This is a genomic window from Rhodovulum viride, assembly GCF_003265965.1.
Classification (GTDB): Bacteria; Pseudomonadota; Alphaproteobacteria; order Rhodobacterales; family Rhodobacteraceae; genus Rhodovulum; species Rhodovulum kholense.
Genome location: NZ_MUAV01000009.1, coordinates 65,165 through 76,851 on the forward strand (window position 1 = coordinate 65,165; position 11,687 = coordinate 76,851).

The 11,687-nt window shown below is 66.6% G+C and carries 13 protein-coding genes and 1 pseudogene; all 14 read left to right on the forward strand.

Translation table 11 applies throughout. The annotated features are described in order from the left end of the window. Position 1: 1 nt before the first annotated feature. The 14 genes and pseudogenes from BYZ73_RS09535 (at position 2) to nuoK (ending at position 11,685) form a co-directional block, all read left to right on the forward strand. A complete protein-coding gene (locus tag BYZ73_RS09535) occupies positions 2–604 on the forward strand; it encodes an NADH-quinone oxidoreductase subunit C (RefSeq protein ID WP_112315772.1) in 603 nt (200 codons plus the stop codon). Continuing rightward, the gene (locus tag BYZ73_RS09540) at positions 604–1,455 is read left to right on the forward strand and encodes a sulfotransferase (protein ID WP_112315773.1); all 852 of its coding nucleotides are present in this window, start codon (positions 604–606) and stop codon (positions 1,453–1,455) included. Before BYZ73_RS09535 ends, BYZ73_RS09540 begins: the two co-directional genes overlap by 1 nt. A 1-nt stretch (position 1,456) precedes the next feature. Next, complete coding sequence (locus tag BYZ73_RS09545; protein WP_112315774.1) at positions 1,457–2,668, forward strand: NADH-quinone oxidoreductase subunit D; 1,212 nt, start codon at positions 1,457–1,459, stop codon at positions 2,666–2,668. Positions 2,669–2,711: 43 nt separating this feature from the next. Continuing rightward, positions 2,712–3,419, forward strand: a pseudogene (gene nuoE / locus BYZ73_RS09550) (NADH-quinone oxidoreductase subunit NuoE); the annotation flags it as partial. Positions 3,420–3,582: 163 nt separating this feature from the next. Beyond that, the gene (locus BYZ73_RS09555) at positions 3,583–4,188 is read left to right on the forward strand and encodes an endonuclease (RefSeq protein ID WP_245943109.1); all 606 of its coding nucleotides are present in this window, start codon (positions 3,583–3,585) and stop codon (positions 4,186–4,188) included. Positions 4,189–4,342: 154 nt separating this feature from the next. Continuing rightward, entirely contained in the window at positions 4,343–5,638 is a 1,296-nt protein-coding gene (nuoF, locus tag BYZ73_RS09560; RefSeq protein ID WP_112315777.1) for an NADH-quinone oxidoreductase subunit NuoF, read from the forward strand. Between the two features lie 87 nt (positions 5,639–5,725). Further along, positions 5,726–6,166: a DUF5333 domain-containing protein gene (locus tag BYZ73_RS09565; RefSeq protein ID WP_112315778.1), complete on the forward strand. Its 441-nt coding sequence runs from the start codon at positions 5,726–5,728 to the stop codon at positions 6,164–6,166. A 162-nt stretch (positions 6,167–6,328) separates the two neighbouring features. Further along, complete coding sequence (gene nuoG, locus BYZ73_RS09570) at positions 6,329–8,338, forward strand: NADH-quinone oxidoreductase subunit NuoG (protein WP_112315779.1); 2,010 nt, start codon at positions 6,329–6,331, stop codon at positions 8,336–8,338. Positions 8,339–8,360: 22 nt separating this feature from the next. Next, positions 8,361–8,753, forward strand: a complete 393-nt coding sequence (locus BYZ73_RS09575; protein ID WP_112315780.1) for a hypothetical protein — start codon at positions 8,361–8,363, stop codon at positions 8,751–8,753. Between the two features lie 16 nt (positions 8,754–8,769). After that, positions 8,770–9,807 carry an NADH-quinone oxidoreductase subunit NuoH gene (gene nuoH / locus BYZ73_RS09580; protein WP_112315781.1) on the forward strand — a complete coding sequence of 346 codons (1,038 nt, stop codon included), beginning with the start codon at positions 8,770–8,772 and terminating at the stop codon, positions 9,805–9,807. Between the two features lies 1 nt (position 9,808). After that, on the forward strand, positions 9,809–10,303 hold the full coding sequence (gene nuoI / locus BYZ73_RS09585; protein ID WP_075786502.1) for an NADH-quinone oxidoreductase subunit NuoI: 495 nt from the start codon (positions 9,809–9,811) through the stop codon (positions 10,301–10,303). Next, positions 10,300–10,710, forward strand: coding sequence for a carboxymuconolactone decarboxylase family protein (locus tag BYZ73_RS09590; RefSeq protein WP_108027755.1), 411 nt, complete (start codon positions 10,300–10,302; stop codon positions 10,708–10,710). The genes nuoI and BYZ73_RS09590 overlap by 4 nt, the downstream gene beginning before the upstream one ends. Then, positions 10,707–11,321: an NADH-quinone oxidoreductase subunit J gene (locus BYZ73_RS09595; protein ID WP_108027754.1), complete on the forward strand. Its 615-nt coding sequence runs from the start codon at positions 10,707–10,709 to the stop codon at positions 11,319–11,321. The genes BYZ73_RS09590 and BYZ73_RS09595 overlap by 4 nt, the downstream gene beginning before the upstream one ends. Positions 11,322–11,379: 58 nt before the next feature. Beyond that, positions 11,380–11,685, forward strand: a complete 306-nt coding sequence (gene nuoK / locus BYZ73_RS09600) for an NADH-quinone oxidoreductase subunit NuoK (protein WP_042462923.1) — start codon at positions 11,380–11,382, stop codon at positions 11,683–11,685. Positions 11,686–11,687: the final 2 nt, after the last annotated feature.

Sequence of the window (11,687 nt, forward strand, 5' to 3'; positions counted from 1 at the left end):
CATGGACGAGACGCTGAAAGAACTCGGCGCCCTGATCGCGGCCAAGCGCCCCGATTGCGTGATCGGCTGGGAGGTCGCGCATGGCGAGCTGAACATCGACGCCGCCCCGGCCGCGATCGTGGCCTTCACCGAATTCCTGCGCTCGGATGCGGGCTGCCGGTTCTCGTCGCTGGTCGACATCACCGCGGTCGACCACCCCGAACGCGATGCCCGCTTTGTCGTCGTCTATCACTTCCTGTCTATGTACCAGAACCAGCGGATCCGCATTCGCTGTGCGGTGCGCGAGGACGAGATGATCCCGTCGATCGTGTCGGTCCACCCCTCGGCCAACTGGTTCGAGCGCGAGGTGTTCGACATGTTCGGGATCGTCTTCTCGGGCCATCCCGACCTGAGGCGGCTGCTGACCGATTACGGCTTCCGCGGCCATCCGCTGCGCAAGGACTTCCCGACCACCGGCTATACCGAGGTCCGCTATGACGAGGCGCAGAAACGCGTCGTCTACGAACCCGTCAAGCTGGTGCAGGAATTCCGCCAGTTCGACTTCATGTCGCCCTGGGAAGGCGCCGACTACATCCTGCCCGGCGACGAGAAGGCCAAGGCCTGATGGCGGTCGCGCGTATCCTCTTCGGTCTCGGGGCCCCCAAGGCGGGGACCAGTTGGCTTGGCCGCTATCTGGCGGACCATCCCGACTGTCACATGCGGTCGGTGAAAGAGCTGCATTTCTTCGATGCCCTGGAAGAGGGCAGGCTGGAACGGGAACGGATCCTGCTGGAAGAGAAGGCCGCCGGGCTGGCCGGGCGCCGTCCGGTGCCGCGCGGCACGCGTCTTGCCGATCTGCGCGATCTGGCGGGAGTGATGGCCAGCGGGGACGAGGCCGCCTATCTGGCCTATCTCGAAAAGGGTCGCGGCGCGCGGCCGCTGGTGGCCGACATCACGCCCGCCTATGGCCTGCTGCCCGAGGCGCGGCTGCGCCGGATGGCCGGGCTCGCCGCCGATGTGCGCTTTGTCTACCTGCTGCGCGACCCGGTCGAGCGGCTCTGGAGCCATGTGCGGATGATCGCGCGGCGCCGGGCGGCCGAGGGCGAGGCGCTGGGGCCGAGCGCCGGGCGCATCCTGGCGCGCGTGCTGAAGGGGGGCGAGGACCACATTGCGCGGCGCGGCGATTATCGCGCTGTGCTGGGCCGGGTCCGGGCCGCCATCGACCCCGCGCGGCTCTGGCTGGCCTTCTACGAAGAGCTGTTCTCGGACGAGACCGTCGATCGGCTGTGCCGGTTTCTGGGGATCGCGCCAAGGCCGGCGCAACTGGCGCTGCGGGTCCATGCCGGCCCCGAATTGCCGATGACCGACGATCAGCGCACTGCCGCCGCCCGGTGGCTGGCGCCGCAATACGATTACGTGGCCGACCGGCTGGGGCGGGTGCCCGCAGCCTGGCAAGCTCACCGGATGGGGGTCTGACATGAAGGACAACGCCTTCCAGGACGTGCGGACCGACGAACAGAAGATCCGCAACTTCAACATCAACTTCGGCCCGCAACACCCTGCGGCGCACGGGGTTCTGCGTCTTGTACTGGAGCTTGACGGCGAGATCGTCGAGCGCGCCGACCCGCATATCGGGCTGCTGCACCGCGGCACCGAGAAGCTGATGGAAAGCCGCACCTATCTGCAGAACCTGCCCTATCTCGACCGGCTCGATTACGTGGCCCCGATGAACCAGGAACATGCCTGGTGCCTGGCCATCGAGAAACTGACCGGGATCGAGGTGCCGCGCCGGGCGCAGCTGATCCGGGTGCTGTTCTGCGAAATCGGGCGGGTGTTGAACCACCTGCTGAACGTCACGACTCAGGCGATGGATGTGGGCGCGCTGACGCCCCCTCTCTGGGGCTTCGAAGAGCGCGAGAAGCTGATGGTCTTCTACGAGCGCGCCTGCGGGGCCCGGCTTCACGCCGCCTATTTCCGCCCCGGCGGCGTGCATCAGGACCTGCCGCCCCAGCTGATCGAGGATATCGACGCCTGGGCCGTGGACTTCCCGCGGGTGCTTGACGATCTGAACGGGCTTCTGACCGAGAACCGGATCTTCAAGCAGCGCAACGTCGATATCGGCGTCGTCAGCGAACAGGACATCCTCGACTGGGGCTACTCGGGCGTGATGGTGCGCGGCTCGGGTCTGGCGTGGGATTTGCGCCGGGCGCAGCCCTATGAATGCTACAGCGAGTTCGACTTCGAGATCCCGGTCGGCAAGAACGGCGACTGCTACGACCGCTATCTGGTCCGCATGGAAGAGATGCGCCAGTCGACTCACATCATCCGCCAGGCCTGCGCCAAGCTGCGCAAGGAACCGGGCGAGGTGCTGGCGCGCGGCAAGATCACGCCGCCGAAACGGTCCGACATGAAGACCTCGATGGAAGCGCTGATCCATCACTTCAAGCTGTACACCGAGGGTTTCCACGTGCCCGCGGGCGAGGTCTATGCCGCGGTCGAGGCGCCGAAGGGCGAATTCGGGGTCTATCTCGTGGCCGACGGCACCAACAAGCCCTACCGGGCCAAGCTGCGTGCGCCGGGCTTCCTGCACATGCAGTCCATGGATCATATCTCGAAAGGCCACATGCTGGCCGACGTGGCGGCCATCATCGGCACGCTCGACATCGTCTTCGGCGAGGTCGACCGATGATATGCGGCGCCCAATCCCCTGAATACCAAGAGTTTTCCGACCGATGCTGAGACGCCTCCACCCCCACCAGCCCGACAGCTTCGCCTTCACGCCCGAGAATCGCAAATGGGCCGAGGCGCAGCTGACGAAATATCCCGAAGGCCGTCAGGCCTCGGCGATCATTCCGCTGCTGTGGCGCGCGCAAGAGCAGGAAGGCTGGCTGACCCGCCCGGCCATCGAATATGTCGCCGACATGCTGGGCATGCCCTATATCCGGGCGCTCGAGGTCGCGACCTTCTATTTCATGTTCCAGCTGGTGCCGACCGGCTCGGTCGCCCATGTGCAGATCTGCGGCACCACGTCTTGCCTGATCTGCGGCGCCGAGGACCTGATCGCGGTCTGCAAGGACAAGATCGCGCCGACCCCGCACACGCTGTCGGCCGACGGCAAGTTCAGCTGGGAAGAGGTCGAATGCCTCGGCGCCTGCTCGAACGCGCCGATGATGCAGGTCGGCAAGGACTATTACGAGGACCTCACCGCCGACCGGCTGGCCGAGATCCTCGATGCGCTGGCGCGGGGCGACGTGCCGGTGCCGGGGCCGCAGAACGGCCGGTTCGCCTCGGAACCCAAGGGGGCGCTGTCCAGCCTGACCGGCGGCGAGAAGGTCAATACGCACAATGCGTCCGCAGCGCGGGCGCTCGATATCGGCGATACGGTCAAACGGATCGACGGAACCGAAGTGCCGCTGCTGACGTCCTGGCGTCGGGCGGGGGCTGCGGCGGAAGACGTCAAGACAGGCGGAAGCTAAGGCGTTACAAATGGCTTCGGAAGAAAAACCGTCGTAGCGGAGAGAACGCATGAACATTTCTCGCACAGAAGCAAGACTCAAGTTTGCCATCTTCTGGTGGCTGGTCGCCGCGCTTTGCGGTCTGACCGTGGCCACCATCGGCTATGCCATCGGCCTCTGGGCCCTCGGCGCCTTCATTGGTGGCGTTGGCACCTTCTTTGTGGCTGGCGCCGTCCTGACCTGGGGCTTCTGCCACACCGATGCCGAATTCTCGGCCATGGTCGCCAAGAAGCGCGAGGCGATGGCCGCGATGAAGCCCTATCGCGATGCCAATGCCGCAATCGTGATCCCGAACCGTCCGAAGCCGGGCGGTCCGAAAGTGGCCCCCACCGTGCCGAAATCGGCGCCGAAGGCCGCGCCTGCCCCCAAGGCGGCGCCCAAGGCTCCGGTGATGGAGACCGCGTCCCCAAAGCCTGAAGCGGCGCCCACTGCCGCTGAAGAAAAGGTGGGGAGCCGTCCCGCCGCTCTGTCGGCTCCTCGGGCCGGCGGTGCTGACGACCTCAAGAAGATCAAGGGCGTCGGTCCTAAACTGGAGAAGCAGGTGAACGATCTGGGGATCTATCACTACGACCAGATCGCGTCCTGGACGGCCGAAGACATTGCCTGGATGGACGAGAACCTGGAAGGCTTCAAAGGCCGTGTCAGCCGGGATGACTGGGTGGCACAGGCCAAGGCTCTGGCCCGCGAGGCCTGAGCGAGGCAGGGCAGGCGGGCCGTTTGCGAACGGCCGCGGCCGGGGTCCTGCAAGATCATCAAAGCGCCCGGCGGGTGGCCATGCCAGCCCGCCGGCCGCGCCAAGACCCAGCAGGCCGCGAGGCCGCGTCAGGACACCACAGCGGGGACGAACCATGCTGACCGATCAGGACCGGATCTTTACCAATCTCTACGGGATGTTCGACCGCAGCCTCTCCGGCGCGCGCGCCCGAGGACATTGGGACGGCACGGCTCAGGTCATCGCCAAGGGCCGGGACTGGATCATCGACGAGATGAAGAAATCCGGTTTGCGCGGCCGTGGCGGGGCTGGTTTCCCTACCGGGCTTAAATGGTCCTTCATGCCGAAGGAAAGCGACGGAAGGCCGCACTACCTTGTAATCAACGCCGACGAGTCCGAGCCGGGCACCTGCAAGGACCGCGAAATCATGCGGCACGACCCCCATACGCTGATCGAGGGCGCGCTGATCGCCTCTTTCGCGATGGGCGCGCATGCCGCCTATATCTACATCCGGGGCGAATATATCCGCGAGCGCGAGGCGCTGCAGGCGGCCATCGACGAGGCCTATGACGCCGGGCTTCTGGGCGCCAATGCCGCCAAGTCGGGCTGGGATTTCGACCTGTACCTGCATCACGGCGCCGGCGCCTATATCTGCGGCGAGGAAACCGCCCTGCTCGAAAGCCTCGAGGGCAAGAAGGGCATGCCGCGGATGAAGCCGCCCTTCCCGGCGGGCTCGGGGCTTTACGGCTGCCCGACCACGGTCAACAACGTCGAATCCATCGCGGTCGTGCCGACCATCCTGCGCCGGGGCGGCGACTGGTTCGCGTCCTTCGGGCGGCCGAACAACGCGGGCACCAAGCTTTTCGCGGTCTCGGGCCATGTGAACCGTCCCTGCGTGGTCGAGGAAAGCATGTCGATCGGGCTGCGCGAGTTGCTGGACCGCCATTGCGGCGGCGTGCGCGGCGGCTGGGACAATCTCAAGGCGGTGATCCCGGGCGGCTGCTCGGTGCCGCTTCTGCCCGCCAGCATCTGCGAGGATGCGATCATGGATTTCGACTGGCTGCGCGAGCAGCGCTCGGGGCTCGGCACCGCGGCGGTCATCGTGATGGACCAGTCGACCGATATCATCAAGGCGATCTGGCGCTTCGCGAAATTCTACAAGCATGAAAGCTGCGGCCAGTGCACGCCCTGCCGCGAGGGCACCGGCTGGATGATGCGGGTGATGGACCGTCTGGTAAGGGGCGAAGCCGAGATCGAAGAGATCGACATGCTGTTCGACGTCACCAAGCAGGTCGAGGGCCACACCATCTGCGCCCTCGGCGACGCGGCCGCCTGGCCGATCCAGGGCCTGATCCGGCATTTCCGCGACGAGATCGAGGATCGGATCCGGGCGCAGAAGACCGGGCGCTCGGGCGTCCTGGCAGCGGAGTAGGCGGATGAGCGAGCTCAGGAAGATCATCACCGACCGCGCGGAGATCGAGGCGCGGACCATCGGGCGCGCCAGCGCGGTGGCGGCGGCGTGATCGCGGTGGCGGTCATATCGGCTGGAGGACGGGCTGCGGCGCTTGCCGCGACGGTCGCCCTTGCCGCCGCGGCCACGGCCGAGGGGGCCGAGGCGCGTCCGGCGCTTCGCGACCAGGCCGGGATCGTCGAGGGGCTGCAGGTGATCGCGACCGCCAACATGATCCGCAAGCAGTGTCCGCGGATCGAGGCGCGGATGCTGACCGCCTATGGCTATATGCGCGGGTTGAAATCGCGGGCCTCGCGGCTTGGCTATTCCGATGCCGAGATCCGGGCCTTCGTCGAGGACAAGGCCCAGAAGGCGCGGGTCGAGGGCGCCGCGCGCGACTGGCTGGCGGCGCGGGGCGTCCGGCGCGACCAGCCCGAAAGCTATTGCCCGGTCGGTCTGGCCGAAATCAGGGCCCGGACCGAAATCGGTCGGCTTCTGAGGGCGCGCTAGGCATGGCGGTGCGGGCAGGCCCGATGCGGGCAAGGACAGGCGGGAGGACGGCCGGACAGGCGGCCTCTACGGCGGGGACGGGCGCCGGGCGCGCCCGCCCCGGGATCTAGGACGCAGCCCGCCGGACCGGGGGCGGGACGCAGCAAGCGACAAGGCAAGAGCATGGCACAGCTACGCAAGATCATCATCGACGGCACAGAGATCGAGGTCGACCCGGCCATGACGGTGCTTCAGGCCTGCGAGGTCGCCGGGATCGAGATCCCGCGCTTCTGCTACCATGAACGCCTGTCCATCGCCGGGAACTGCCGGATGTGTCTGGTCGAGATCGTGGGCGGCCCGCCGAAGCCCGCCGCCTCCTGCGCGATGCAGGTCAAGGACCTGCGCCCCGGCCCCGACGGTGCGCCGCCGGTCGTCAAGACCAACTCGCCCATGGTCAAGAAGGCCCGCGAGGGGGTGATGGAGTTCCTGCTGATCAACCACCCGCTCGACTGCCCGATCTGCGATCAGGGCGGCGAATGCGACCTGCAGGACCAGGCGATGGCCTATGGCGTCGATTTCAGCCGCTATCGCGAGCCCAAGCGCGCCTCGATCGACCCCGATCTGGGCCCGCTCGTCGGCACCTGCATGACCCGCTGCATCTCCTGCACCCGCTGCGTGCGCTTCACGACCGAGGTCGCGGGCATCACGCAGATGGGCCAGACCGGGCGCGGCGAGGATGCCGAGATCACCTCCTATCTGGGCCAGACGCTCGACAGCGAGCTGCAGGGCAACATCATCGACCTGTGCCCCGTGGGCGCGCTGACCTCGAAACCCTATGCCTTCACCGCCCGGCCCTGGGAGCTGACCAAGACCGAAACCATCGACGTGATGGACGCGCTGGGGTCTAACATCCGGGTCGATACCAAGGGCCGCGAGGTGATGCGGATCCTGCCGCGCAACCATGACGGCGTGAACGAGGAATGGATCTCGGACAAGACCCGCTTTGTCTGGGACGGGCTGAAACGCCAGCGGCTCGACCGGCCCTATCTCCGCGAGAACGGCAAGCTTCGGCCCGCGACCTGGCCCGAGGCGCTGCGCGCCGCCGCCGCCGCCATGACCGGCCGCAAGGTGACCGGGCTCATCGGCGATCTGGCCCCGGCCGAGGCGATCTTCGCGCTGAAATCGCTGGTCGAGGGTCTGGGCGGCACCGTCGAATGCCGGACCGACGGGGCCAAGCTGCCTGCGGGCAACCGCTCGGCCTATGTCGGCACCGCGGCCATCGAGGATATCGACCACGCCCGTCAGATCTATCTGATCGGCAGCAATCCCCGCGCCGAGGCGCCGGTGCTGAACGCCCGCATCCGCAAGGCCTGGATGCATGGCGCGGCCGTGCACAGGGTCGGCCCGGCCGTCGATCTGACCTATGACGTGATTGAGGAAGGCTCGGACCGCGCGGCGCTGGTGAAGCTGGCGAAAGCCGCGAAACCGGCAGAAGGCGCGCTGGTCATCGTCGGGCAGGGCGCGCTGATCGAGGCCGATGGCGCGGCCGTCCTCAGCCAGGCGATGGCGCTGGCGGGCGGGCTGGGCGCGGGGCTTCTGGTGCTGCACACCGCCGCCTCGCGGGTCGGCGCGCTGGATCTGGGCGCCGTCACCGAGGGCGGGATCGAGGCCGCGACGAAAGGCGCCGAGGTCATCTACAATCTGGGTGCCGACGAGGTCGAGATCGGCGAGGGGCCCTTCGTCATCTATCAGGGCAGCCATGGCGACCGCGGCGCGCATCGTGCCGACATCATCCTGCCCGGCGCGGCCTATACCGACGAGGCGGGGCTGTTCGTCAATACCGAAGGGCGGCCGCAGATGGCGCTGCGCGCGGGCTTCCCGCCGGGCGAGGCCAAGGAAAACTGGGCGATCCTGCGGGCGCTGTCGGCCGAACTGGGCGCGACGCTGCCCTTCAACGATCTGGTGCAGCTGCGCCGCAAGCTGGTCGCGGCGGCGCCGGATCTGGCGCTGGTCGACGAGGTGATCGTGAACCACTGGCAGCCGCTGCCGGTCTCCGAGCCCGCCCGGGCCGAGTTCCGCTATGCGGTCAAGGATTTCTACCTGACCAACCCGATTGCCCGTGCCTCGGCGCTGATGGCCGAGCTGTCGGCCAATGCCAAGGCCCGGCGCGCCGCGCCGATGGCGGCGGAATAGGGTGGGTCTGGCGCCCCGACATATGGCCGGGCTGGCCGTCGCGGTGGCGACCGGAACCGCGGCGGGCTGTTCGCCGCTGCCGGGCGCCAATCGTGAGGGCGTCGTGCCCGCCTATCTGGGTGCCGAGACCACGGCGCTGAAGGACGGGCTGGTCGAGGTGGCGCTGAAGATGCGCGATCCCGGCGGGGTCGCGGCGCTGGACGAGTACGGGCGCTGCGCGGTCGCGCGGCATGCGCTCGACACCGGGTTCGGCTTCGCGCGCCATCTGCGCACGCGGATCGGCCGCGAGCAGGGCGGCGTCTGGACGGCAGACGCGGTCTACATGATGACAAGGACGTTTCCGCGGGGCGTCAGCCGGGTCGATGCCCGGCAGGAAACAAAAGACTGCGCCGCGCGGGGCGTACCGACGGTCTGAGGAATGACGAGGCGAGATGGCTGACTTCATGGATACCGGCATTGGGCTGGCGCTTACGATCATGGCACATGGCCTGATGGTCATCGCCTTCGTGATGGTTTCGCTGCTGTTCCTGGTCTATGGCGACCGCAAGATCTGGGCGGCGGTGCAGATGCGGCGCGGGCCCAACGTGGTGGGGGTCTTCGGGATCCTGCAGACCGTGGCCGACGCGCTGAAATACGTGGTCAAGGAGGTGGTGATCCCCGCGGGGGTCGACCGCCCGGTCTTCTTCATCGCGCCGCTCATCGCCTTCGTGATGCCGCTCTTGTGCTGGGCGGTGATCCCGTTCTCGGACCGGCTGGTGATGGCCGACATCAACGTGGCCGTCCTCTACATCCTCGCGATCTCGTCGCTCGAGGTCTACGGCGTCATCATGGGCGGCTGGGCCTCGAACTCGAAATACGCCTTCCTCGGCTCGCTCCGCTCTGCCGCGCAGATGATCTCCTACGAGGTGTCGATCGGGCTGATCATCATCGGGGTGATCCTGTCCACGGGCTCGCTGAACTTCGGCGATATCGTCGCCGCCCAGGACGGCCGCTTCGGCTTCCTGTCCTGGTACTGGCTGCCGCATTTCCCGATGGTGTTCCTGTTCTTCATCTCGGCGCTGGCCGAAACCAACCGCCCGCCCTTCGACCTGCCGGAGGCCGAGTCCGAACTGGTCGCGGGCTATCAGGTGGAATACGGCTCGACGCCCTTCCTGCTGTTCATGGCCTGCGAATACATCGCGATCTTCCTGATGTGCGCGCTGATCAGCCTTCTGTTCTTCGGCGGCTGGCTGTCGCCGATCCCGGGTCTGCCCGATGGCGCGATCTGGATGGTGGCCAAGATGGCAGTGTTCTTCTTCCTCTTCTCGATGGTCAAGGCCATCGTCCCGCGCTACCGCTACGACCAGCTGATGCGGCTGGGCTGGAAGGTGTTCCTGCCGATGTCGCTGATCTGGGTCGTCGCGGTGGCCTTTTTCGCACAATTCGAGCTGTTCGGCGGCGCCTATGCCCGCTGGGCGGTGGGAGGCTGACATGGCTGCAATCGACTGGCAACGGGCGGGCAAGTACTTCCTGCTTCTGGACTTCTTCGAAGGCTTCAAGCTCGGGATGAAGTATTTCTTCGCCCCCAAGGCGACGCTGAACTATCCGCATGAAAAGGGGCCGCTCAGCCCCCGGTTCCGGGGCGAGCATGCGCTCCGGCGCTATCCCTCGGGCGAGGAACGCTGCATCGCCTGCAAGCTTTGCGAGGCGATCTGCCCGGCCCAGGCCATCACCATCGACGCCGAACCGCGCGAGGACGGCTCGCGCCGGACCACGCGCTACGACATCGACATGACCAAGTGCATCTATTGCGGCTTCTGCCAGGAAGCCTGTCCGGTCGATGCCATCGTCGAGGGGCCGAATTTCGAATTCGCGACCGAAACCCGCGAAGAGCTGTTCTACGACAAGGCCAAGCTGCTTGAGAACGGTGACCGCTGGGAGGCCGAGATCGCCCGCAACCTCGAACTGGACGCGCCCTACAGATGAGCGGATACGCGAAACTCTTCGAACAGATGCTGGAGCAGAGCCACAAGATGGCCCGCGCCTTCAACCCGGCGCTGGAAAGCTTTCAGGTGCACGGGTTCGACAAGCTGATCCCGACCATGCCCAAGGACTTCATGGACATGATGTGGGGCAACACGTTCAACCCCGAGGGGCTGGACAGCAAGACCCGACTGCTGGCGGTGATCGCAGGTCTGACGGTGCTGGGCGCGCAGGCCGATGCCCAGTTCAAGGTCACCGTGCGCCACGCGCTCGAGGCGGGCGCCACGGAACGGGAAGTCGCCGAGGTGATCTACCAGATGGCGATGCTGGGCGGGATCCCCGCCATGAGCCGGGCGCTGGAACTGGCGCAGACGGTGTTCGACGAAAAGGACGAGGAGACGGGCAAATGACCCTGGGTGAATTCGCGTTCTATGCGTTTTCGGTGGTGACCGTGGTCTCGGGCCTCTTCGTGGTCCTGGCGCGCAACCCCGTGCATTCGGTCCTGTGGCTGATCCTGGCCTTTCTCAGCTCGGCCGGGCTTTTCGTGCTGCTCGGGGCCGAATTCGTGGCGATGCTGATGGTGATCGTCTATGTCGGCGCCGTCGCCGTGCTGTTCCTGTTCGTCGTGATGATGCTCGATGTCGATTTCACCGAGCTCAAGGCGAAGATGGCGGCCTATTTCCCCATCGCGGGGCTCATCGGCGCGGTTTTCCTGGCGCAGCTGGTGCTGGTCTACGGCGTCTGGAAAAGCTCGGACGGCGCTGCGGCGCTGCGGGGCGCGCCTACGCCCGATCCGGCCGAGATTCACAACACGCTGGCGATCGGTCAGCTCATCTATGACGACTACATCCATCTCTTCCAGGCCGCCGGGCTGGTGCTGCTGGTCGCGATGATCGGGGCCATCGTGCTGACGCTTCGCCACCGGCCGAACGTCAAGCGTCAGAACGTGCTGGCGCAGATGTATCGCGACCCGGCGAAGGCGATGGAACTGAAAGACGTGAAACCGGGGCAGGGGCTGTGAGCGGCGCCGCGACCCCGGAACGGAAGGGAATAGCGGGCGGACGGCCCGGAGGGACGGAATGATCGGACTGGAACATTACCTGACGGTGGCCGCGGCGTTGTTCGTCATCGCCATCTTCGGGATCTTCGTGAACCGCAAGAACGTGATCGTCATCCTGATGTCGATCGAGCTGATGCTCTTGTCGGTCAACATCAACCTGGTCGCCTTCTCGGCCTATCTGGGCGACCTGGTCGGCCAGATCTTCACCATGTTCGTGCTGACCGTCGCCGCGGCCGAGGCCGCCATCGGGCTTGCCATCCTGGTCTGCTTCTACCGCAACCGCGGGTCGATCGCGGTCGACGATGTCAACGTGATGAAAGGCTAGGG

Bases quoted from the DNA above. Each gene is read 5' to 3' on its own strand.
- BYZ73_RS09535 (WP_112315772.1), top strand. From the start codon at position 2: ATGGACGAGACGCTGAAAGAACTCGGCGCCCTGATCGCGGCCAAGCGC.
- BYZ73_RS09540 (WP_112315773.1), top strand. From the start codon at position 604: ATGGCGGTCGCGCGTATCCTCTTCGGTCTCGGGGCCCCCAAGGCGGGG.
- BYZ73_RS09545 (WP_112315774.1), top strand. From the start codon at position 1,457: ATGAAGGACAACGCCTTCCAGGACGTGCGGACCGACGAACAGAAGATC.
- nuoF (WP_112315777.1), top strand. From the start codon at position 4,343: ATGCTGACCGATCAGGACCGGATCTTTACCAATCTCTACGGGATGTTC.
- nuoG (WP_112315779.1), top strand. From the start codon at position 6,329: ATGGCACAGCTACGCAAGATCATCATCGACGGCACAGAGATCGAGGTC.
- BYZ73_RS09575 (WP_112315780.1), top strand. From the start codon at position 8,361: ATGGCCGGGCTGGCCGTCGCGGTGGCGACCGGAACCGCGGCGGGCTGT.
- nuoH (WP_112315781.1), top strand. From the start codon at position 8,770: ATGGCTGACTTCATGGATACCGGCATTGGGCTGGCGCTTACGATCATG.
- nuoI (WP_075786502.1), top strand. From the start codon at position 9,809: ATGGCTGCAATCGACTGGCAACGGGCGGGCAAGTACTTCCTGCTTCTG.
- BYZ73_RS09590 (WP_108027755.1), top strand. From the start codon at position 10,300: ATGAGCGGATACGCGAAACTCTTCGAACAGATGCTGGAGCAGAGCCAC.
- BYZ73_RS09595 (WP_108027754.1), top strand. From the start codon at position 10,707: ATGACCCTGGGTGAATTCGCGTTCTATGCGTTTTCGGTGGTGACCGTG.
- nuoK (WP_042462923.1), top strand. From the start codon at position 11,380: ATGATCGGACTGGAACATTACCTGACGGTGGCCGCGGCGTTGTTCGTC.